This is a genomic window from Saccharopolyspora terrae (assembly GCF_004348435.1).
GTDB classification, from domain to species: Bacteria; Actinomycetota; Actinomycetes; order Mycobacteriales; family Pseudonocardiaceae; genus Saccharopolyspora; species Saccharopolyspora endophytica.
This window is the reverse complement of record NZ_SMKS01000049.1, coordinates 24,826-44,910: the sequence shown is the minus strand read 5'-3', so window position 1 is coordinate 44,910 and position 20,085 is coordinate 24,826. Positions and strand designations below refer to the sequence as shown.

20 protein-coding genes and 2 pseudogenes are annotated in these 20,085 nt (G+C 70.4%); 15 read left to right on the top strand and 7 right to left on the bottom strand.

Features of this window, described 5'->3' with window-relative positions; translation table 11 throughout:
• Positions 1–1,555 (bottom strand): non-homologous end-joining DNA ligase (ligD, locus tag E1181_RS22980; RefSeq protein ID WP_132677738.1); only part of this gene is annotated, 1,555 nt, incomplete at its 3' end.
• Positions 1,556–1,678: 123 nt separating this feature from the next.
• On the opposite strand from ligD, the gene E1181_RS22975 reads away from it, so the two are divergent.
• Together E1181_RS22975 and E1181_RS22970 are read left to right on the top strand one after the other, a co-directional pair.
• On the top strand, positions 1,679–2,197 hold the full coding sequence (locus tag E1181_RS22975) for a VOC family protein (protein WP_132677736.1): 519 nt from the start codon (positions 1,679–1,681) through the stop codon (positions 2,195–2,197).
• 81 nt (positions 2,198–2,278) lie between these two features.
• Positions 2,279–3,031, top strand: coding sequence for a lipoate--protein ligase family protein (locus E1181_RS22970; RefSeq protein WP_132677735.1), 753 nt, complete (start codon positions 2,279–2,281; stop codon positions 3,029–3,031).
• On the opposite strand, the gene E1181_RS32810 is transcribed toward E1181_RS22970, so the two are convergent.
• From E1181_RS32810 to E1181_RS22955, 3 genes and pseudogenes are all read right to left on the bottom strand, one after another.
• Entirely contained in the window at positions 3,021–3,380 is a 360-nt protein-coding gene (locus E1181_RS32810; protein WP_328590905.1) for a hypothetical protein, read from the bottom strand. The genes E1181_RS22970 and E1181_RS32810 overlap by 11 nt on opposite strands.
• A 290-nt stretch (positions 3,381–3,670) precedes the next feature.
• A pseudogene (locus E1181_RS22960) lies at positions 3,671–4,180 on the bottom strand (sigma-70 family RNA polymerase sigma factor); the annotation flags it as partial.
• On the bottom strand, positions 4,177–4,551 hold the full coding sequence (locus tag E1181_RS22955; protein WP_132677733.1) for a hypothetical protein: 375 nt from the start codon (positions 4,549–4,551) through the stop codon (positions 4,177–4,179). The pseudogene E1181_RS22960 and the gene E1181_RS22955, both read right to left, overlap by 4 nt.
• Positions 4,552–4,671: 120 nt before the next feature.
• Between E1181_RS22955 and E1181_RS22950 the strand changes: the two genes are divergently transcribed.
• From E1181_RS22950 to E1181_RS22895, 13 genes and pseudogenes are all read left to right on the top strand, one after another.
• Positions 4,672–5,100, top strand: a complete 429-nt coding sequence (locus E1181_RS22950; protein ID WP_132677732.1) for a Rieske (2Fe-2S) protein — start codon at positions 4,672–4,674, stop codon at positions 5,098–5,100.
• Positions 5,101–5,279: 179 nt separating this feature from the next.
• A complete protein-coding gene (locus E1181_RS22945) occupies positions 5,280–5,480 on the top strand; it encodes a heavy-metal-associated domain-containing protein (protein WP_132677730.1) in 201 nt (66 codons plus the stop codon).
• Positions 5,481–5,508: 28 nt separating this feature from the next.
• The gene (locus tag E1181_RS22940) at positions 5,509–7,737 is read left to right on the top strand and encodes a heavy metal translocating P-type ATPase (protein ID WP_132677729.1); all 2,229 of its coding nucleotides are present in this window, start codon (positions 5,509–5,511) and stop codon (positions 7,735–7,737) included.
• Positions 7,738–7,826: 89 nt separating this feature from the next.
• Positions 7,827–8,063 (top strand): hypothetical protein, encoded by a 237-nt coding sequence (locus E1181_RS22935; protein WP_235876970.1) that lies wholly within the window; start codon positions 7,827–7,829, stop codon positions 8,061–8,063.
• 134 nt (positions 8,064–8,197) lie between these two features.
• Positions 8,198–8,617, top strand: coding sequence for a CBS domain-containing protein (locus tag E1181_RS22930; RefSeq protein WP_132677725.1), 420 nt, complete (start codon positions 8,198–8,200; stop codon positions 8,615–8,617).
• Position 8,618: 1 nt separating this feature from the next.
• Positions 8,619–9,275: a response regulator gene (locus E1181_RS22925; protein WP_132677724.1), complete on the top strand. Its 657-nt coding sequence runs from the start codon at positions 8,619–8,621 to the stop codon at positions 9,273–9,275.
• A gap of 104 nt (positions 9,276–9,379) precedes the next feature.
• Positions 9,380–11,773 (top strand): annotated as a pseudogene (locus E1181_RS22920) (HAMP domain-containing protein); the annotation flags it as partial.
• A gap of 21 nt (positions 11,774–11,794) precedes the next feature.
• Positions 11,795–12,472, top strand: coding sequence for a response regulator (locus E1181_RS33070; protein WP_456238800.1), 678 nt, complete (start codon positions 11,795–11,797; stop codon positions 12,470–12,472).
• Between the two features lie 151 nt (positions 12,473–12,623).
• The gene (locus tag E1181_RS22915; protein WP_132677721.1) at positions 12,624–13,820 is read left to right on the top strand and encodes a four-carbon acid sugar kinase family protein; all 1,197 of its coding nucleotides are present in this window, start codon (positions 12,624–12,626) and stop codon (positions 13,818–13,820) included.
• On the top strand, positions 13,817–14,809 hold the full coding sequence (pdxA, locus tag E1181_RS22910; protein WP_235876969.1) for a 4-hydroxythreonine-4-phosphate dehydrogenase PdxA: 993 nt from the start codon (positions 13,817–13,819) through the stop codon (positions 14,807–14,809). Before E1181_RS22915 ends, pdxA begins: the two co-directional genes overlap by 4 nt.
• 23 nt (positions 14,810–14,832) lie before the next feature.
• Positions 14,833–15,615 carry a DeoR/GlpR family DNA-binding transcription regulator gene (locus E1181_RS22905; RefSeq protein WP_235876968.1) on the top strand — a complete coding sequence of 261 codons (783 nt, stop codon included), beginning with the start codon at positions 14,833–14,835 and terminating at the stop codon, positions 15,613–15,615.
• 182 nt (positions 15,616–15,797) lie between these two features.
• Positions 15,798–16,922 carry an MFS transporter gene (locus tag E1181_RS22900; RefSeq protein WP_132677718.1) on the top strand — a complete coding sequence of 375 codons (1,125 nt, stop codon included), beginning with the start codon at positions 15,798–15,800 and terminating at the stop codon, positions 16,920–16,922.
• Between the two features lie 135 nt (positions 16,923–17,057).
• Entirely contained in the window at positions 17,058–17,846 is a 789-nt protein-coding gene (locus tag E1181_RS22895) for an endonuclease I family protein (RefSeq protein ID WP_132677717.1), read from the top strand.
• 220 nt (positions 17,847–18,066) lie between these two features.
• On the opposite strand, the gene E1181_RS22890 is transcribed toward E1181_RS22895, so the two are convergent.
• The 3 genes from E1181_RS22890 to E1181_RS22880 are packed head-to-tail and all read right to left on the bottom strand — an operon-like array spanning position 18,067 to position 20,011.
• A complete protein-coding gene (locus E1181_RS22890; protein ID WP_132677715.1) occupies positions 18,067–18,483 on the bottom strand; it encodes a nuclear transport factor 2 family protein in 417 nt (138 codons plus the stop codon).
• A complete protein-coding gene (locus E1181_RS22885; RefSeq protein WP_132677714.1) occupies positions 18,480–19,022 on the bottom strand; it encodes a PadR family transcriptional regulator in 543 nt (180 codons plus the stop codon). The genes E1181_RS22890 and E1181_RS22885 overlap by 4 nt, the downstream gene beginning before the upstream one ends.
• Positions 19,023–19,036: 14 nt before the next feature.
• Complete coding sequence (locus tag E1181_RS22880; protein WP_207922266.1) at positions 19,037–20,011, bottom strand: NAD(P)H-dependent flavin oxidoreductase; 975 nt, start codon at positions 20,009–20,011, stop codon at positions 19,037–19,039.
• Between the last annotated feature and the right edge of the window lie 74 nt (positions 20,012–20,085).

The following is a 20,085-nucleotide window of genomic DNA, read 5'->3' as shown; positions in this document are numbered from 1 at the left end:
GGGGGAGGGGTTGGGGGTGGTTGAGGAGGTCGGCGAAGGGATCGCCGGTGGTGGCGACGCGGTCGAGGACCGTGCGGATGGTCCAGCGGTCCGGGGTGAGGTCGGGGTCGTCGAGCTCGTCCCATTCCAAGGGGACCGAGACCGGGGCGCCGGGACGGGGGCGGGCGCTGTAGGGGGCGACCAGCGTCTTGTTGAGGACGTTCTGCGTGTAGTCCAGCCGCGCCAGGCCGCGCCGCTCGGTCTTCGTCCACGCCCAGCTGACGAGTTCCGGGACGGTGTTGCCGACCGCGCGCGACACCTTCTCCACCCACGCACGGGTCTCGGCGTAGGTGTAGCGCGGCTCGATCGGGACCCAGATCTGGATGCCGCGCTGGCCGGTCACCTTCGGTTTCGCGACGACGCCCAGGTGATCCATCGCCGTCCGGTGCAGCCTCGCCAGCGTCAGCACCTCGTCGAAGCTCGTCCGCTCGCCGGGGTCGATGTCGAACAGCGCCCAGCTCGGATGTTCCACGTCGCTGGTCGGCGAGGTCCACGGGTGCAGTTCGAGCGCGGCGTAGTTGGCCAGCCAGGCGAGCGCGGCGGGGCTGTCCGGGACGATGTAGCGCTGCACGTCGTCGGCGTCGGCGCCCGGGTACTCCCAGGTCGACAGCCAGTCCGGGGCGTGGCTGGGCGCCTGCTTGTGCCAGAAGCCGGGGGAGTCCACGCCGTTGGGGAAGCGGTGGCTGTTGAGCGCCCGGCCCGCCAGGTACGGAAGCATCACCGGCGCGATCCGCGCGTGGTAGGCGACCAGCTCGCGCTTGGTGATCGGCTCCTCGCCGTCGCGGCCCGGGAAGAGGACCTTGTCGAGGTTGGTCAGGGAGATTCGGTGGCCCTGCAGGTTCCAGGTGCCCTTGGGCTTGAGCCCTTCCAGCTCGGCGAGCTCGGAATCGCTCGGCGGTTCCCAGCTCGGGCGCAGCCGGATCTCGGCCTGGTCGGCGGGCAGGTCCCCGCGCCACATGGCCTCAGGGTCGGCGGCGACCTCCTCGTTGGTGCGGCCGCTCTTGACCGACCGCGGGTGCTGCTCAGGGTCCCAGCCGTCCTCGGCGTGCTCGTCGCGCTTGTGCAGCAGCAGCCACTGCTTCTCGCCGCGCCGGACCAGGACGAACCGCCCGCGCAGCTTCTCCCCGTGCAGCTCGAAGTGCAGGGTGCCGGCTTCGAGGGCGGCGGCCGGGTCGTCCTCGCCCGGCGTCCAGGTGCCGCGGTCCCAGACGATCACGTCGCCGCCGCCGTACTCACCAGCCGGGATGGTGCCCTCGAAGTCGGCGTACTCGAGCGGGTGATCCTCGACCTGCACGGCCATCCGCCGCACCGCCGGGTCCAGCGTCGGCCCCTTGGGCACCGCCCAGCTCAGGAGCGCACCGTCGAACTCCAGGCGCAGGTCGTAGTGCCTGCGGCGGGCGCGGTGGCGTTGCACGACGAAGCGGTCGCCGGTCCCGGTGGTGCCGTCGCCGCGGGGCTCGGCGGTGCGCTCGAAGTCGCGCATCCGCCGGTAGGTCGCCAGCCGGCCTTCGTTCACGGGTTCAGCCTGACACGTGCGAGCGCAGGTCAGCGCGTCGTGACGGGCGGCTCGCCGGAGTTCGGTTGATCGCGTGGTCGCCGGGTTGACCTAAGATTGGTTGAAAGCGAAAGGAGTTTGACCATGCCGCAGCCGCAAGGGGCCGAGCTGGAGGCCATCCGGACCCGTCGGGACGAGCTTCGCGACCAGTACCTGATGCCCAGCGGGAAGCGCCCGGCGCCGACCGTCAAGGGCTTCCACCACGTCGCTCTGATCTGCAAGGACGTCGAGGAGACCATCCGCTTCTACCAGGAGCTGCTGGGCTTCCCGCTGGTGGAGCTGGTGGAGAACCGCGACTACGCGGGTTCCAGCCACTTCTTCTTCGACGTCGGGAACCGCAACCTGCTGGGGTTCTTCGACTTCCCAGGACACGACCACCCGCCGTTCGAGGAGACGATCGGCGCGGTGCAGCACATCGCCCTGTCCACCGACGCCGAGAACTTCGCCGCCGCCCGCGAGCGGCTCGACGAGGCCGGCATCAGCTACGTCGGCCCGGACCGGGGCATCGACGACAGCCTCTACATCCGGGACCCCAACGGGATCGGCCTGGAGTTCTACCGCGAGGAGCTCGCGGTGTTCAACGGAACCCCGCTGCTGGACTGATGGTTCCCCCGCGTCCAGCGGAGGTCGGCCGCCCGGTTTCCGCTGCGATCGCGGAGTCGTGCGCTGCGTAGACTGTCGCCCGTGGAGTTGTTGCGCGGGGCGTTGGGCGTAGGTGGGGATCAAGCGCTGGAGGTGGCCACGGCGCACGCGATGCTGCGGCGGATCAGCGCCGGCGAGAGCGGAGCGGCGCTGCGGGTCTACCGGCCCGAGGCGCGGGTGGTGGCCTTCGGCCGCCGGGACAGCCTGCTGCCGGGGTTCCCCGACGCCGTCGCCGCCGCGCGCGAGGCCGGGTTCACGCCGGTGCTGCGGGCGCCCGGGGGACGGGCCGTCGCCTACACCGAGAACTCACTCGTCGTCGACCACGCCGGGCCCGATCCGGGACGGCTGGCGGGCTTGGAGGAGCGGTTCGTCGGCTACGCCGAGCTGTGGTCCGAGGTCCTCGCCCAGCACGGCATCGACGCGCAGGTCGGGGCGGTGCCGGGGGAGTACTGCCCCGGCGCGCACAGCGTCAACGCCCGGGGGCAGGTGAAGCTCGTCGGCACGGCGCAGCGGATGGTGCGCGGCGCGTGGCTGTTCAGCGCGGTGGCGATCCTCGATGACGCGGACGTGCTGCGACCGCTGCTCACCGAGATCTACCGCGCCCTGGACCTGCCCTTCGACGACGACTCGGTCGGTTCCCTCGCCGATGAGGCCCCCGGCGGTTCGCTGGAGGGCTTCGAGGGCTCGGTCATCGCCGCCTACGACCAGCGCTACGGGCTCGACCCCGCGGCGTTGCCGGAGGAGCTGCTGACCCGCGCCAAGGCGTTGGCCGAGGACCACCGCGTCACCGCGTGACGGGCAGCGTCAGCATCGCCGGACCGTTGGGCGTGCGCAGCTCCAGCGACCGGATGTCGCTGCGGCGCACCGGTGTCGTCACCTTGAGCACGGCGTTGTTGTCGGGCATCGCGAACCACCGCGCCAGCACCTCGCTGGTGCCGTCCCGGCGCACCACGACCAGCACGTAGTCGCCGCCGCGCCCGCCCTCGTACTCGCAGTCGACGTCGACCCGGGTCCCCGAGGGCAGGTCGCGGAGGTTGACGCTGGCCGCGACCGGGTAGGCGCCCAGCGCGGTCATCTCGGTGCCCGGCCGGGTCTCGGCGAGCTCGGTGGACAGCACCAGAGCCGCGCACGCGGCCACCGCCACCGCGGCTGCCGAGACCGTCCCGGCCAGGCGCCGCGTCCTGCTCCGGCGGACCTCGGCGAGCAGCTTGGGCAGTGGATCTGCGGGTTCGGTCCCGGCGTCGACCGGAGCCGGGTCGGCACGCGCGAGGAGTCCGGGCAGGTCGGCGAGCTCGCTGACGGCGGCCGCGCAGGTCTCGCAGTGGCCGAGGTGCCGCTCGAACGCGGCCCAGTCCTCCGGGGACAAAGCGCCGAGCAGGTAGGCGGCGTCGAAGTGGGCGAACGGATCGCCCTGCGGGTCTTGTCGCCGGCAGACCGCGTCACCCCTCTCTCCTCCAGCGCCAGGCGCAGCGCGCGCAACGCGTAGTGCGTGCGGGACTTGATCGTCCCCTCCGGGACGCCGAGGCGTGCGGCGGCGTCGGCCACGGACATGCCCTGGTAGAAGCACAGCGCCAGGACCTCGCGGTGGCGGGTGCTGAGCTCGGCGATCGCGTCGGCGACCAGCCAGCCCTGCACGGCGCGCTCGGTGTCGTCGTCGTTGATCTGCTCCGGGGGAGCGTCGGTCATGACCTCCGCGCGCGAGGTGCCGGAGCGCCACTCGTCTATGGCGATCCGCCGGGCCACGGTCAGCAGCCACGAGCGGGCGGAGCGTTCGGACTGGTCGAGGACCTTCGGGTGGCGCCAGGCGCGCAGCAGGGTCTCCTGCACGACGTCCTCGGCGTGGGCCCGGTCGCCGTTGGTGAGCTCCAGCGCGTAGGACCGCAGCGCAGCCGCGTGCTGGTCGTGCAGCACGCGCATCAGCTGCGCCTCGGCACCGTCGGTCACACCGCGGCCCGGGTGCGGTCGCGGGTGAGCAGCAGCGCGGTGCCGAACACCACGCAGCCGAGTTCGGTGATCACGCCCCAGACCTCCTCGCTGGTGGCGAACTGCTCCTGCACGCCGAAGAACCCGACGGTCAGCGACAGGGCGTAGGCGGCGAGGGTGGCCAGGCCGAAGGCGATGGCGGCGATCGCGGGAAGCGGTGAGCGCCAGAGGAGCACGGCGATCGCGATCACCACCCCTGCCACGACGTTGACCAGGAAGGACGGGCCGACGACGGCCATGTCCTTGGCCCAGTCCTGCCACACCACCCAGTGCACCCACGCCGAGCCGAGCAGGCCCAGCGCCACCAGTGCTCGCAGTATCCAACCGACCATCGCCGCGCTCCTAGAGCTGCCGGAACATCCGTGTACGCGAGTGAACACGCGGAGTCGGTGCGTTCGGTTCAACGTCGAAGGAAATTGAACCGATCCCGCCGGTCTCTCGTGTTCGAGCGCATGACTGATGACACACGCTCCCGCCGTTCCGTTCTCGCCGCCGGTGGCGCCGTCGCCGGTGTCGCCGCCCTGTCCGCCTGCGGTGCCGAGCCCGCACCGCAGCAGCCCGCTCCGGACCAGCCGCCCGCGCCGTCGGGTCGGTCGCTGACCCCGTTGGCCGCGGTGCCGGTCGGGGGTGCGGTCCCGGTGCAGGCGCCCGACGGCAGGCAGGCCATAGTGGCCAGGCCGGACGACTCCGCGGTGGTGGCCTTCGACGCCGCCTGCACGCACAAGGGTTGCCCGGTCAAGCCCGAGGGCGCGGAGCTGAAGTGCCCTTGCCACGGTTCGGTCTTCGACGCCCTGTCGGGCTCGGTGAAGAAGGGTCCGGCCGATCGCCCGCTGGCCTCGATCCCGGTCAGGGTGGAGGGCGACCAGATCGTCACCGCCTGAGTCCACCGGTGGAGCCGGGTCTCTTCGACACCCAGCTCCACCCCAGGTGGGCCTACCCCGGAGGGGTATTCTCAACTGACATCGGACCTCGCTTGAAGAGGTACCCCCAGGGGGTATAGATTCGAGGGTGTCGGCGCGAGGCGTCGACGTGCGACCCGCGAACCGAGAGGGATGGACCGATGAGCGAGACGACCTACCACGTGACCGGAATGACCTGCCAGCACTGCGTGGCTTCGGTGACCGAGGAGGTCGGCGCCATCGACGGTGTGACCGACGTGAAGGTCGACCTGCCCAGCGGCGCGGTCACCGTCGTCGGCAGCGCGCAGGAGGCCGCGGTGCGCGCGGCCGTCGAAGAGGCCGGCTACGAGCTGGCCTCATGACGGACCGGACGGCGCGAAGGGAACGGGCATGACCACGGTAGAGCACTCCGCAGACCGGACCGTCGAGCTGGCGATCACCGGTATGACCTGCGCTTCGTGCGCCAACCGGATCGAGCGCAAGCTCAACAAGCTCGACGGCGTCGCCGCCAGCGTCAACTACGCCACGGAGAAGGCGCAGGTCAGCGCGCCCGAGGGGCTCGACCCGCAGCGGTTGGTCGAGGTCGTGGAAGCGGCCGGTTACGGTGCCGCGCTGCCCACCGCCGAGCCCGAGCAGGAGGAGCCGGCCGACGCGCTGCGGCAGCGGCTGCTCGGTTCGCTGGCCCTGTCGGTGCCGGTCGTGGCGCTGGCGATGGTGCCTGCGTGGCAGTTCACCTACTGGCAGTGGATCTCGCTGGTGCTGGCCGCGCCGGTGGTGGTCTGGGGCGGCTGGCCGCTGCACCGCGCGGCGTGGCTGAACCTGCGGCACGGCGCGGCGACCATGGACACCCTGGTGTCGATGGGCACGCTCGCGGCGTTCCTCTGGTCGCTCTACGCGCTGCTGTTCGGGCACGCGGGCATGCCGGGCATGACCCACCCGTTCGCGCTGACCATCGAACGCGGCGATGCGACGAGCTCGATCTACCTGGAGGTCGCCGCAGCGGTCACCACGTTCGTGCTGGCCGGGCGCTACTTCGAGGCGCGCGCCAAGCGGCGCGCCGGGGCCGCGCTGCGGGCGCTGCTGGAGCTGGGCGCCAAGGACGTGGCCGTGCTGCGGGACGGCGATGAGGTCCGGGTGCCCACGGCGCAGTTGGCCGTCGGTGATCGCTTCGTGGTCCGCCCCGGCGAGAAGATCGCCACCGATGGCGTGGTGGAGGAGGGCGGTTCGGCCGTCGACGCCTCGATGCTCACCGGTGAATCCGTTCCGGTCGAGGTCGGCCCGGGGGACGCGGTCGTGGGCGCGACCGTCAACGTCGGTGGTCGGCTGGTCGTGCGCGCCACCCAGATCGGGTCCGACACCCAGCTGTCGCAGATGGCGCGGATGGTCGAGGAGGCTCAGACCGGCAAGGCGCAGATCCAGCGGCTCGCCGACCGCGTGTCGGCGGTCTTCGTGCCGATCGTGATCGGCCTGGCGCTGCTGACCCTGCTGGGCTGGCTGGTGGCCGGGCAGCCGGTGACGGCGGCGTTCACCGCCGCGGTGGCCGTGCTGATCATCGCCTGCCCGTGCGCGATGGGCTTGGCCACGCCGACCGCGCTGCTGGTCGGGACCGGCCGCGGCGCGCAGCTGGGGGTGCTCATCAAGGGCCCGGAGGTCCTGGAGTCCACCCGGCGCATCGACACGGTCGTGCTGGACAAGACCGGCACCGTGACCACCGGGAAGATGCAGCTGCTCGACGTGCGCACCGCCGAGGGCACCGGCCGCGCCGAGGCGCTGCGGGTGGCCGGAGCCGTGGAGAACGCCTCCGAGCACCCCATCGCCCGCGCCATCACCACCGGCGCGCGCCACGAGGTCGGTGAGCTCCCGGAGGTCGTGGAGTTCGCGAACCTGGAAGGGCTCGGCGTCCGGGGTGTCGTCGAGGGACGCGCGGTGCTGGCCGGCCGCGCGGCGCTGCTGGAGCAGTGGGGTCTGCAGCTCGACGGACCGCTCGCGGAGTCCAAGGCCGCGGCCGAGTCCGAGGGCAAGACCGCGATCGTGGTGGCCTGGGACGGCGCGGTGCGCGCGGTTCTCGCCGTGGCCGACACGGTGAAACCGACGTCGCAGCAAGCGATCTCGCAGCTGCGCGAGCTCGGCCTGACCCCGGTCCTGCTCACCGGCGACAACGCGGCGGTGGCCGCCGCGGTCGCCGAGCAGGTCGGCATCGAGGAGGTCATCGCCGAGGTCCTGCCCGCCGACAAGGTCGAGGTCGTCAAGCGCCTGCAGGACGAGGGCAAGGCGGTGGCGATGGTCGGCGACGGCGTCAACGACGCCGCGGCCCTGGCCCAGGCCGACCTCGGCCTGTCGATGGGAACCGGCACCGACATCGCCATCGAGGCCGGTGACCTGACGCTGGTGCGCGGTGACCTGCGCGCCGCGGTGGACGCGATCCGGCTGTCGCGGCGCACGCTGACGACCATCCGGGGCAACATGTTCTGGGCGCTTGCCTACAACGTGGCGGCGCTGCCGCTGGCCGCGGCCGGGCTGCTCAACCCGATGATCGCGGGTGCGGCGATGGCGTTCAGCTCGCTGTTCGTCGTCGGCAACAGCCTGCGCCTGCGTCGCTTCCGCACCACGGCGCGATAACCGGCACTCGCCGCACCAACGCCCACCCGGTCCTTGATCGGGTGGGCGTTGGTGCTGCCGGGCTTGACCGGGTGGGGTGCAATGGAGGCATGGCGGAATTCACCACAGCAACCCTGCAACCAGGGCAGATCGAGTCGAACGACCAGGGCGAGCGCATCGGCAGGTCGGCGGGTGGGCGGCTGGTGCAGCTGCGCCGCCGGCGCGCCGACCGGGGCTTCGTCGTCACCGTGGACGCCGAGCCGCGTTCGGAGGTTCCCGCGGAGGTGCTCACGCTGGAGTGGTCCGCGGCCAACTCCGCTTTCGACCGCCTGATGCACGAGTACTGAGTCCGGCGCGCCCGCGCGTCGACGCGGCGAGAGCTCGGCGGCGGTTTCGGATATTGCATCCGATCACGCGGGTTTCGGGCACAAGGGCCTCGGGTAGTGCGGGAGCGTCCCCACAACGAAGAGGAGGCCGCATCATGACCACGGCACGAGACATCATGCATCCCGGTGCGGAGTGCATCGGCGAGAACGAGACCCTCTTCAAGGCCGCGCAGATGATGCGCGATCTCGACGTCGGTTCGCTGCCGATCTGCGGGCTGGACGACCGGCTGCACGGCATCATCACCGATCGGGACATCGTGCTCCGCTGCTGCGCGGAGGGCCGGGACCCCTCTCAGGTCAAAGCGGGCGAGTTGGCGCAGGGAGCGCCACACTGGATCGATGCGCGTTCGGACGTCGACCGGGTGCTGACGATGATGGAAGAGCACAAGATCCGCCGGATTCCGGTGATATCCGACCACCGGTTGGTCGGCATGATCAGCGAGGCCGATCTCGCTCAGCACATCGCCGAGGACCAGCTCGCGCACTTCGTGGAGACCATCTGCGCCGGGAAGTGAGATGACCACAAGGGTGTTCGTGGTCGACGACCACGACGTGATCAGGCGCGGCATCGCCGCGCTGGTGGATGCCGAGCAAGACCTGGAACTGGTGGGAGAGGCGGGCAGCGTCGCCGAAGCACTGGCCTGGGTGCCGAAGCACAACCCCCAGGTCGCGGTGCTCGACGTGCGCCTGCCCGACGGCAACGGCGTCGAGCTGTGCCGCGAGCTGCGCTCCCAGATGCCGGAGCTGCGCTGCCTGATCCTGACCTCGTTCGACGATCACGAAGCCCTGATGGACGCGATCATGGCCGGCGCCAGCGGGTTCGTGCTCAAGGGTGTGGTCAGCCAGGAGCTGGTCAGCGCGCTGCGCACCGTCGGCGCGGGCAAGTCCCTGCTGAGCCCGCAGCGGACCGAGGCCATGCTCAACTGGCTGCGCAAGGAGCAGGAGAAGGCCGACCCGCTGCGGGAGCTCACCGCCCGCGAGCGGCAAGTGCTGGAGCTCATCGGCGAGGGCATGACCAACCGCGAGATCGCCGAGCGGATGGTGCTGGCCGAGAAGACCATCAAGAACTACGTGTCGCAGATGCTGGCCAAGCTGGCGATGCGGCACCGCAGCGAGGCCGCGGTGCTGGCCACCGAACTGCGGCTGGACCGCGATTCCCGCAACAAGCACTGAGGCGCCGAAGTCGGGGGGAGGTGTCGATGTCACAACCGCCGGACCGCGATGACGCCGAACAGGTGCTGGCCCGGTTGCTGCCCGCCCTGCGGGAGCTGCGCGACGGCAACTTCCGGCGCCGCCTGGTGGTCACCGGTGACGGCGCCGCGGCGGAAGCGGCCGCGATCTACAACGAGGTGGCCGAGCGCAACCAGCGGCTGGCCGGTGAGTTGCAGCGGGTGGGGGAGTCGGTGGCGCGCGGCCAGCTGCCGGTCGCCCCGGTCGCCCTCGACGGGGACGTCGAAGGCGGGTGGGCGCTGGCGGCGGACTCGGTGAACTTCATGGCCGACAACCTCACCAGCCAGGTGCGCGACATCGCCAACGTCGCCACGGCGGTGGCGGCCGGTGACCTGACGCAGAAGATCGACGTCGACGCGCAGGGCGAGATCCTGCAGCTGAAGAACACGATCAACACGATGGTCGATCAGCTCTCGGCGTTCGCCGCGGAGGTCACGCGCGTGGCGCGCGAGGTCGGCACGGAGGGCAAGCTCGGCGGCCAGGCGCGGGTGTACGGCGTGGCGGGGATCTGGAAGGATCTCACCGACAACGTCAACATCATGGCCGACAACCTGACCAACCAGGTGCGCGGCATCGCCCAGGTGACCACGGCCGTGGCGCGCGGCGACCTGTCGAAGAAGATCGACGTCAACGCGCGCGGCGAGATCCTGGAGCTCAAGACCACGATCAACACGATGGTCGATCAGCTCTCGGCGTTCGCCGCGGAGGTCACGCGCGTGGCGCGCGAGGTCGGTACCGAGGGCAAGCTCGGCGGCCAGGCCGAGGTCGCCGACGTCTCGGGCACGTGGCGGAGGCTGACCGAGAGCGTCAACCGGCTCGCCGGGAACCTGACCACCCAGGTCCGCGCCATCGCCCAGGTCGCCACCGCGGTCACCGAGGGGGATCTGACCAGGCAGATCACCGTCGACGCCTCCGGCGAGGTCGCTGAGCTCAAGGACAACATCAACGCGATGATCAGCAACCTCAAGGAGACGACCCGCGCCAACCAGGAGCAGGACTGGCTCAAGACCAACCTGGCCCGGATCTCCGCGCTGATGCAGGGCCAGCACGATCTCGACGCGCTCGCGCAGCTGATCATGTCCGAGCTCGCGCCGCTGGTGTCGGCTCACCACGGCGCGTTCTTCCTGACTCGCACCGCCGAGGACGGCCACCGCTACCTGGAGCACACCGCCGGCTACGGCAGCCCGCCGCCGCGCCAGGGCCCACCGCTGCGGTTCGACTTCGGCGAATCCCTGGTGGGGCAGGCGGCCGTGGACCGCAGGTCGATCCTGGTGGAGGACGCGCCACCCGACCACATCCACATCACCTCGGGGCTGGGCGAGTCCGCGCCGACCAACGTGGCCATCGTGCCGGTGCTGTTCGAGGGCGCGGTGCTCGGCGTCATCGAGCTCGCCGGGATCCACCGGTTCAGCTCGGTGCACCTGGACCTGCTGGACCGGCTCAAGGAGTCCATCGGCGTCGAGGTCAACACCATCGTGGTCAACACGCGCACCGAAGCGCTGCTGGGCGAGTCCCAGCACCTGGCCAGCGAGTTGCAGGCCCGGTCCGAGCAGCTGCAGAACCAGCAGGACGAGCTGCAGCGCTCCAACATCGAGCTGGAGGACAAGGCCGCGCTGCTGGCCAGTCGGAACAAGGACATCGAGCTCAAGAACATCGAGATCGAGCAGGCACGCCAGGAGCTCGAAGAACGCGCCCGCCAGCTCTCGCAGGCCTCGGCCTACAAGTCGGAATTCCTGGCCAACATGTCCCACGAGCTGCGGACACCGCTCAACAGCGTGCTGATCCTGGCCAAGCTGCTCGCCGACAACATGGACGGCAACCTCACCCCGCAGCAGGTGGACCTGGCCAAGACCGTGCACCAGGCCGGATCGGACCTGCTGCAGCTGATCAACGACGTGCTCGACCTGTCCAAGGTGGAAGCCGGCCAGATGAACCTGCTGCCCGAGGACGTCGTGCTCGGCGAGCTGGCGCGCAGCCTGGAGTCGATGTACCGGCCGGTCGCCGCCGAGAAGGGCCTGGACTTCCGGGTCGTCGTCGCGCCCGCGCTGCCGTCGAGCGTGCACACCGACCGCAGCCGGTTGGAGCAGATCGTGCGCAACCTGCTGGCCAACGCGGTGAAGTTCACCGACCGCGGCAGCGTCGAAATGCGGATCCGCCTGGCTCAGCCCACCGAGGTCAACAGCGGGGCGCTGCGCCGGGCCCGGCAGCGCATCGTGTTCTCGGTGCGCGACACCGGGATCGGCATCCCCGCCGACAAGCTGTCGCTGATCTTCGAAGCGTTCCAGCAGGTCGACGGCACCACGGTGCGCAAGTACGGCGGCACGGGCCTGGGGCTGTCGATCAGCCGCGAGCTGACCACGCTGCTCGGCGGTGAGCTGCAGGTGCGCAGCGAACCCGGCCAGGGCAGCACCTTCAGCCTCTTCCTGCCGAGCGAACCCGCCGTCGACACACCGCCCCAGTTGGTGGAGCCCGCGGGCGATGACGCAGCCGAGGAAGCACCTGCCGAGGAAGCACCCGCCGTTGAGACGCCGGCGGTCGAGGCGCCCGCGGTGGAGGTACCCGAGGTCGAGACGTCCGTGGTCGAAACCCCGCCGCACCCGCGGGTCCCGACCGAGGCCGAGAGCAGCCTGGACGTCTCCGCCGAAGGCATCGATCCGCCCCTGCGCTCCAGCGAGCTGACCAACCGGGACGCGCAGCCGCACGTGCACCGCGGCGCCGAGCCCGGACAGCGCGGCGCGCTGCAGTTCAACGCGGAGAAGGTGCTGGTCGTCGACGACGACGAGCGCAGCGTGCACGCCATGCGGGTGCTGCTGGAGCAGCACGGGCTGCTGGTCGTGCACGCCGACAACGCGCTGGGGGCGCTCCGTGAACTGCGCAGGCACAACGACATCGTCATCGTGCTGATGGACGTGATGATGCCGCAGCTGGACGGCAACGAGGCCATCCGCATGATCCGCGAGATGCCCCGCTACCGGGATCTGACCATCATCGCCGTGACCGCCAAGGCGATGAAGGGCGACCGCGAGCAGAGCATCTCGGCGGGTGCGACGGAGTACCTGACCAAACCGGTCGACACCGGCCGGCTCCTGGACCTGCTCTCAGAACACCTACCAGCGGGAATGGTCACCGAAGCCGAGTAGCGCCCGCTGTCCGCCACTTCGCGCACAACGTTGCGCACTGTGCACTCGCTGGATAGGACTATTGCGTGATTCGCGCAGCGATCTCTATGGTTAGACCAAGCCCGACGGGGGGTGCTCGTTGGGTTTTCGGCGAGCAGAAGAGCAGGTGATCATGGGATCGCGAGTCCTGGTCGTGGCCGATGACCTCAGCGGTGCCGGTGATTCCGGAGTCCCCTTCGCGCTGCGCGAAATGCGCACTCTGCTGGCGTTGGACGACACCGGTGACGCCGAGGTGTTCGTGGCCGACACCGACAGCAGGCACATCGAACCCGATCTCGCCGCCAAGCGCGTGCACGAGGCATTGGACGGGCACGCGCAAGGCCGCGTCGTTTTCAAGAAGATCGATTCCACGCTTCGCGGCAACGTGGCCGCCGAAGTCGGTGCGATCGTCGAGCACGCCGCCGGAGCGGGGGTGTTGCTGTGCCCGGCCTCGCCGGCCACCGGCCGCACCGTGCTCGGCGGAGTCGTGCACATCAACGGAATTCCGCTGCACCACACCGATTCCTGGAACACCGAACCCGACGACGCGCCGGTGGACATCGCTTCCGCCCTGGATGGGCTGAAGGTTCGCCACGTCGCCCTGGCCTCGGTGCGCGGCAAGCCCGCGCAGCTGCGCGAACGGATCGCGCAACTGCTCACCGAAGCCGAAGTCGTCATCTGCGACGCGGTGTCGGAGAGCGACCTGCGCGCCGTGGCCACCGCGGGCTCCGCCGCGCCCACCCCGCCGCACTGGGTGGGCGCCGCAGGCCTGGCTGACGCGCTGGCCGAACTGCTGCGTCCCGGGTACGACATCGAACCGCCACCTCCGGTCGACGGGCCCGTGCTGGCCGTGGTCGGCAGCGCCCACCGCGTCTCCCGCCAGCAAGCCGACTACCTGGCCGAACGCTTCGGCCACACCCGGCGGCTGTCGGCGCGCGCCCTCGTCGACGCCGAGCCCGGCGCGCTCGCGCGCATCGGCGAGCAGCTCCACGACGCGCTGTGCACCGGTGACGTGCTGGTCACCGTGGAAGGGCCGGTGGAAGCCGGCCTGTCGCGCGAGCTCACCGCCGCGCTCGCGGAGGTGTGCGCACCGGCGACCGAACGGGCCGGGCTGCTGGTGCTCACCGGTGGCGAGACCGCCCGCGCCGTCCTCGGCAGACGCGGGGTCAGCGGGTTGCGGCTGCTCAACGAGCTGGAACCAGGTGTGGTGCTGGGCCGCACCATCGAGAAGGAACCCGGCTACGTCATCACCAAGGCCGGCGCGTTCGGCGCGCCGGACACCCTGCACCGCGCGGTGTCCGCGGTGCGCTGCGGAAGGGCCGTCGCGTGACCTTGCCTGCCATCGCCGTCACCATGGGCGACGCCGCCGGAGTCGGACCCGAGGTGATCGTGCGGGCGCTCGCCGATCCGGAGCTGCGGGGTCTGGCCCGCCCGGTGGTGATCGGCGACGCCGCCCGGTTGACCAGGGCCGCCGAGATCTGCGGGATCGACGTGCGCGTCAAACCGATCTCCGGACCGGCCGAGGCCACCGAGGACCCGGACACCATCGAGGTGCTCGACCTCGGCGGCATCCCGGCGGACCTGCCCTTCGGGGAGCTCTCCGCGGTGGCCGGTGAAGGCGCCTACCGCTACGTCGCCGAGGCCGCCGAACTGGCGATGGCGGGGCAGGTGCAGGCGATCTGCACCGCGCCGCTGAACAAGGCCGCGCTGCATTCCGCCGGGCACCGCTATCCCGGGCACACCGAACTGCTCGCCGAGCTGTGCGGTGTGCCGGAGGTGTCGATGATGCTGTCCACCGGGACGGTGCGGGTCATCCACGTGACCACGCACATCGGGCTCGTCGACGCCATCGAGCGGATCGAACCCGGACTGGTCGAGCGCACCGTGCGGCGCGGGCACCGCACGCTGGTCGACTCCGGCGTGGCCGCTCCCCGCATCGCGGTGTGCGGCATCAACCCGCACGCGGGGGAGAACGGCCTGTTCGGGCACGGCGAGGAGGAGGCCAAGATCGAGCCGGCGTTGGACGTCTGCCGCGCCGACGGCATCGACGCGCAGGGCCCGCTGCCGGCCGACACGGTGTTCTTCCGCGCCGGACGAGGTGATTTCGACCTGGTCGTGGCGATGTACCACGACCAGGGGCACGGGCCGGTGAAGATCCTCGGCCTGGAAGCAGGGGTGAACATCACCGTGGGGCTCCCGGTCATCCGGACCTCGGTGGATCACGGGACGGCCTTCGACATCGCGGGCACTGGCACGGCTGAAGCGGGAAGCATGGTGGAGGCCCTGCGCCAAGCGGCGGCACTGGCCGGAAGACCATGATCCGCTTCTGGGAGGATCGCGGCGTGAGCGCGGAAGTCGAAGGACGCCTCTCGGCAGGGCAGCGCCGGGCGTTGATAGAGCGGCTGGTGACCGAGCAGGGCGCGGTGCAGGTCGAGGAGCTGGCCGCGTCGCTGGCGGTCACGCCTTCGACGATCCGGCGCGACCTGCAACTGCTGACCGACCAGGGCAAGCTGGCCCGCACCTACGGCGGTGCGATGCCGGCGTCCAGCGCGGAACCCTCGCTGGGCCAGCGCACGGCGCTGGCCTCGGCGGAGAAGGATCGCATCGCCGCGTGGGCGGCCGATCAGGTCTCCATCGGCGACACGCTGATCCTCGACGCCGGGACCACGACCGGGAATCTGGCGCACCGGCTGCGCGACCGCTCCGGTCTGACGGTGATCACCAACAGCGTCATGGCGTTGACCGAGCTGGTCGACGCCGATCCGGTGCAGGTGGTGTCGCTGGCCGGCGAGCTGCGGCACATCAGCCAGGGCTTCGTCGGTCCGCTGGCGGAGCTGACGCTGTCCCGGGTGACCGCGGACAAGGCGTTCCTGGGCGCCGACGGCCTCGACTCCCGTCACGGCATCTGCGAGGCGAGCCTGCTGCAGACCCGCCTCAAGGAGCAGATGATCGCCCAGTCCCGCGAGGTCTTCATCCTCGCCGACAGCAGCAAGCTCGGCGCCAAGCCCTTCAACGCCTGGGCGCCCCTCCCGGCGACGTGGACGCTGGTCACCGACACCAACGCGGACGAGACCGACCTGGCTCCGTTCCGCTGCCTCGCCGGAGTCACCATCATCACCGTCTGACCCCGGGCTTCACGACGCCGCCGGGTGTGGTCCGAGCCGCCCGTGATCGATGTCCGTTTGGCCCGATCAGGTCGGGCTGAAACCGCCCGCCGCCGGGATATCGGCCACAGTGGACCTCGCGGTCGCGTTCCCGGTGTTACCGTTCGCGCGGCTAACGATCCTCGCGGTGTGGAGGTGGCGCGGTGAACTCCCGGATCGCGCTGTACGTCGGAGGGCTCCTCGGGCCCTTCGGCGGCGGCATCGTCGCCGCGATGCTGCCCGAGCTCAGCGCCGACTTCGCCGTGACACCGAGCCTCGCCGCCACGACGACCACCACCTACCTGCTGCCGTTCGCCCTGGTCATGCTCGTGTCCGGCAGCCTCGGTGAACGATGGGGGAGCAGCCGCACCATCCGCGTCGCCTACATCGGGTACGCCGTCGTCGCGGTGCTCGGAGCGATCGCACCGTGGTTCTGGCTGTTCCAGGTCACCCGCGCGCTGCAAGGCGTGGCCAACGCCTTCACCACACCGCTGCTGCTCTCCAAGATCGCCGCCGGGACGCCCCGGGAACGGCTCGGCCGCGCGATGGGCACCTACGGCGCGATGCAGGCCATCGGTCAGACCACCGCACCGCTGGTCGGCGGGCTCGCTGCTGAGAGCGCCTGGCAGCTCGCCTTCGTCGGCGTCGCCATCGTCGCCGCGCTGCTCGCCGTCAGCCCGCTGCCACCCGACACCGAACCCGCGGGCACGCGCGCCCCCGGCGCGCTGCGCGACGCCTGGACACCGGTGGTGCTGCTCAGCGGCGGGATCGCCGGCGTCGCCTGGATGTGCTCGGCCGGACTGCCGTTTCTGGTCTCCTTCCGCCTCGACGACGCCTTCGCCCTGAGCCCTGGCACGCGCGGCCTCGCGCTGACCGCCTACGGCATCGCCGGCGTGCTCGGCGCCCGGCTCACCGGCAGCGCCGTCGACCGCTTCGGCGTGCGAGCCATGCTGATCACCGGCGTCCTGTCGGCGGCCGTCGCCATCACCGCGATCGGGCTGGTCGACTCGCTGCCCGTGGTCGTGCTGGCCTGGGCCGCCGCCGGGGTGTGCGGACAGCTGATCCTGGTCGCCGTGAACTCCACCGTGCTCGGCGGCAGCGCCGGAGGCGGGGCCATCTCGGTGGTCACCGCCTGGCGCTTCCTCGGGATGTCGGCCGCACCCGCGGTGTTCACCGGCCTGTACTACAGCGACCCCGCGCTCGGATTCGGGCTCGCGGGCCTGCTGCTGGCACTGATGATTCCCGTTGTTTCCATTTGGTGGCCCCGGACGCCCCGCGCCTCGGACTGACTTTTCGCAGCTCGCTGCGGATTTCCGGCACTGAAGCGTCCATTTCACGCCATCTCGTCACCAGATTTGTGTCACCCAATGGTGATCGTTTCTGTGTCACGCTTCCCCCCGACTCGACCACGGGGAGAGGGAGTCATGAAGATCACCCGCTGGAAGCCCTTATCGCTGCTGTGCGGAGCGGTCCTGGTGGCCGTGCCGACCGCCGCCGTCGCGGTGGCCTCGCCCGCACAGCCCACCGCCGAGGACTACTACCAGGACGCCATCGGCAAGACCGGCCCCGAGCTGGAAGCCGCGCTGCACGGCATCATCAGCAACGGCGTCACCACCCTGAACTACGACGACGTGTGGGAAGCCCTCAAGGTCACCGACGAGGACCCCAACAACACCAGCAACGTCGTCCTGCTCTACACCGGCCGCTCCCAGGCCAAGGACACCAACGGCGGCGACGCCGACCAGTGGAACCGCGAGCACGTGTGGGCCAAGTCCCACGGTGACTTCGACACCGTGCCCGGGCCGGGCACCGACGTCCACCATCTGCGGCCCACCGACGTCACGGTCAACTCCGACCGCGGCAGCAAGGACTTCGACATGGGCGGCACCGAGTCCGCCGAAGCCCCCGGCAACTTCACCGACGACGACTCGTGGGAACCCCGCGACGCCGTCAAGGGCGACGTCGCGCGGATGATCTTCTACATGTCCGTGCGCTACGAGGGCACCGACGGCTTCGCCGACCTCGAGGTCAACGACCAGGTCGGCAACGGCAGCGCCCCCAACATCGGCAAGCTCACGGTCCTCAAGCAGTGGAACGAGCAGGACCCGCCGGACGCCTTCGAGCAGCGCCGCAACGAGGTCATCTTCACCGACATCCAGCACAACAGGAACCCGTTCGTAGACCACCCAGAATGGGTCGAAGAAATCTGGTGATGTTCGGGTCGTCCGCTGGCTGGGTTGCTGGGCGGTGCGGGTGGGGGAACTTCAGACGTCCTCTGGCTCCGGGATCCGCGACTTGAGTATGTCGAATACGCGGCGCTGCGGCTGTCCTCCCCAGAGAACGTCTGAGAACCCCCGGCGGTGCCGGTTTCTCAGGTGGGTAAAGAGAAAGTGACTGCGTCACTTGCCTTACGTGAGCCACTCGCTTTCGGGATCAGGCTGGGATTGCTCCGTCTTGGACGAGGCCTCGGTGGATGGCTTCGCTGACGGCTTGGAGCGAGGACATGGGCCGGATCATCACCGTGAAGGTGGTGATCCGGTCCTGCGCGTCGAGGTGGATGAGGTCGATGCCCTCGACCTGCTTGCCCTCGACGACCGTGCGGAAGTGCAGGACGTGGGCCCGGGTGCTCTCGCCGTCGGGCGTCTGCCCCTCGCCGGGGAAGTCGCCGACGTAGCGGAAGTCCTCGAAAGTCCGCTGCAGCACCCGGAAGAGCGCGCGCACGGTGTCGATGCCCTCGAACGGCGTGAACTTCACCGGGCTGAAGAAGCGGATGTCGTCGGTGAACTCCTCGACCGCTGCGTCGAAGTCGCCCGCTTCGATGGCTGCGCGAAAACGTTCTGCGGCGTTCATGTTCCTCGATCCTGGTCGTCGTCGAGTGCTCGGATCGTCTCCTCGCACCACTCCAGCAGCGCCTGCTCGGTGTGGATCCCGCCGCTGAGCACCAGGTGCTGGTGCAACGCCTGGCCGGACAGCTTCGCGGTGTCGGGGAAGTCGCGCCGCTCGATCTCGCGGTAGATCGCGATCCGCGCGGCGTGCTGGTCGCGCTGCCGCGCGAACTCCTCCCGCAGCCGCCCGACGTCGCCGAAGGACGCGCCGCGCAGCTTGACCGTCAGGTCGTTGCGGGTGGAGGCGGGTTCGGCGATCCAGCGCGCGAGCTCCTCGGCGCCGGAATCGCTGACCCGGTAGACCTTCTTGTCCGGTCGCTTCTGCTGGGCGACCTCGTCGCAGTCGACCCAGCCGAGCTCGACCATGCGCTTGAGGCTGCGGTAGATCTGCTGATGACTCGCCGCCCAGAAGTACCCGATCGACTTGTCGAACCGCCGCGCCAGCTCGTAGCCCGAGCCCGCGCGCTCCCGCAGCGACACCAGGATCGCGTACTCCAGAGACAACGGCAGCCTCCGTCTCAGCCGGCGACGAGCTTCCCGAGCCGGTTGTGGATGAGCTCGCCCGCCTCGGTCACAATGCGGTCGACCAGGTCCCCGACGGTCGGAACGTCGTTGATCAGTCCCTGGACCATACCGACGCTCCAGATGCCCAGTTCGGTGTCACCCTGCTCGTAGACCTGGCGGCCTCGAGCGCCGGCGACCAGCTCGCGGACGTCCTCGAACGCACCGCCGTCGTCGAGCTTGGCGACGACCTCTCGGCTGACCGAGTTGCTGGCCACCCGCGCGGTGTTGCGCAGCGGGCGGAAGATCAGCTCGGTGTCGCGCTCGCCCGCCTCGGTGATGCGCTTCTTGACGTCGTCGTGGATCGGCGACTCCTGGGTGCACATGAAGCGGGTGCCCATGTTCACCCCGTCCGCGCCGAGAGCCAGCGCCGCGACCAGGCCGCGGGCGTCGGCGAAGCCCCCGGAGGCGATGATCGGGATGGTGAGCTCGTCGGCGGCGCGGGGGATGAGCACCAGGCCGGGGATGTCGTCCTCGCCCGGGTGCCCGGCGCACTCGAAGCCGTCGATGCTCACGCCGTCCACGCCCAGCTGCTGGGCCTTGAGCGCGTGCCGCACGCTCGTGCACTTGTGCAGAACCTTCACCCCGGCGGGCTTGAACGCCGCGACCTGGTCGGCCGGGTTGGACCCGGCGGTCTCCACGACCGTGACGCCGGACTCGATGATGGCCTGCCGGTACTCCGCGTAGGGCGGTGGCGTGATCGCGGGCAGGATCGTCAGGTTGACGCCGAAGGGCTTGTCGGTCAGGTCGCGGCAGCGCGCGATCTCCTTGACCAGGTCTTCCGGCGTGGGCTGGGTCAGGGCGGTGATCATGCCCAGAGCGCCGGCGTTGGCGACCGCCGCCACCAGCTCGGCGCGGCCGACCCATTGCATGCCGCCTTGCACGATGGGGTGCTCGACGCCGAACTCCTCGGTGAACCTGGTTCGCAGCACGATGCTCACTGCCCTTCTGAAAATCAAAACACTCCGGCGAACGTCGAAGTTACTATGCACCGAGTTGCAATGCA

Bases quoted from the DNA above. Each gene is read 5' to 3' on its own strand.
- E1181_RS22975 (WP_132677736.1), top strand. From the start codon at position 1,679: ATGCCGCAGCCGCAAGGGGCCGAGCTGGAGGCCATCCGGACCCGTCGG.
- E1181_RS22955 (WP_132677733.1), bottom strand. From the start codon at position 4,551: ATGGTCGGTTGGATACTGCGAGCACTGGTGGCGCTGGGCCTGCTCGGC.
- E1181_RS22950 (WP_132677732.1), top strand. From the start codon at position 4,672: ATGACTGATGACACACGCTCCCGCCGTTCCGTTCTCGCCGCCGGTGGC.
- E1181_RS22945 (WP_132677730.1), top strand. From the start codon at position 5,280: ATGAGCGAGACGACCTACCACGTGACCGGAATGACCTGCCAGCACTGC.
- E1181_RS22940 (WP_132677729.1), top strand. From the start codon at position 5,509: ATGACCACGGTAGAGCACTCCGCAGACCGGACCGTCGAGCTGGCGATC.
- E1181_RS22935 (WP_235876970.1), top strand. From the start codon at position 7,827: ATGGCGGAATTCACCACAGCAACCCTGCAACCAGGGCAGATCGAGTCG.
- E1181_RS22930 (WP_132677725.1), top strand. From the start codon at position 8,198: ATGACCACGGCACGAGACATCATGCATCCCGGTGCGGAGTGCATCGGC.
- E1181_RS22925 (WP_132677724.1), top strand. From the start codon at position 8,619: ATGACCACAAGGGTGTTCGTGGTCGACGACCACGACGTGATCAGGCGC.
- E1181_RS22915 (WP_132677721.1), top strand. From the start codon at position 12,624: ATGGGATCGCGAGTCCTGGTCGTGGCCGATGACCTCAGCGGTGCCGGT.
- E1181_RS22895 (WP_132677717.1), top strand. From the start codon at position 17,058: ATGAAGATCACCCGCTGGAAGCCCTTATCGCTGCTGTGCGGAGCGGTC.
- E1181_RS22890 (WP_132677715.1), bottom strand. From the start codon at position 18,483: ATGAACGCCGCAGAACGTTTTCGCGCAGCCATCGAAGCGGGCGACTTC.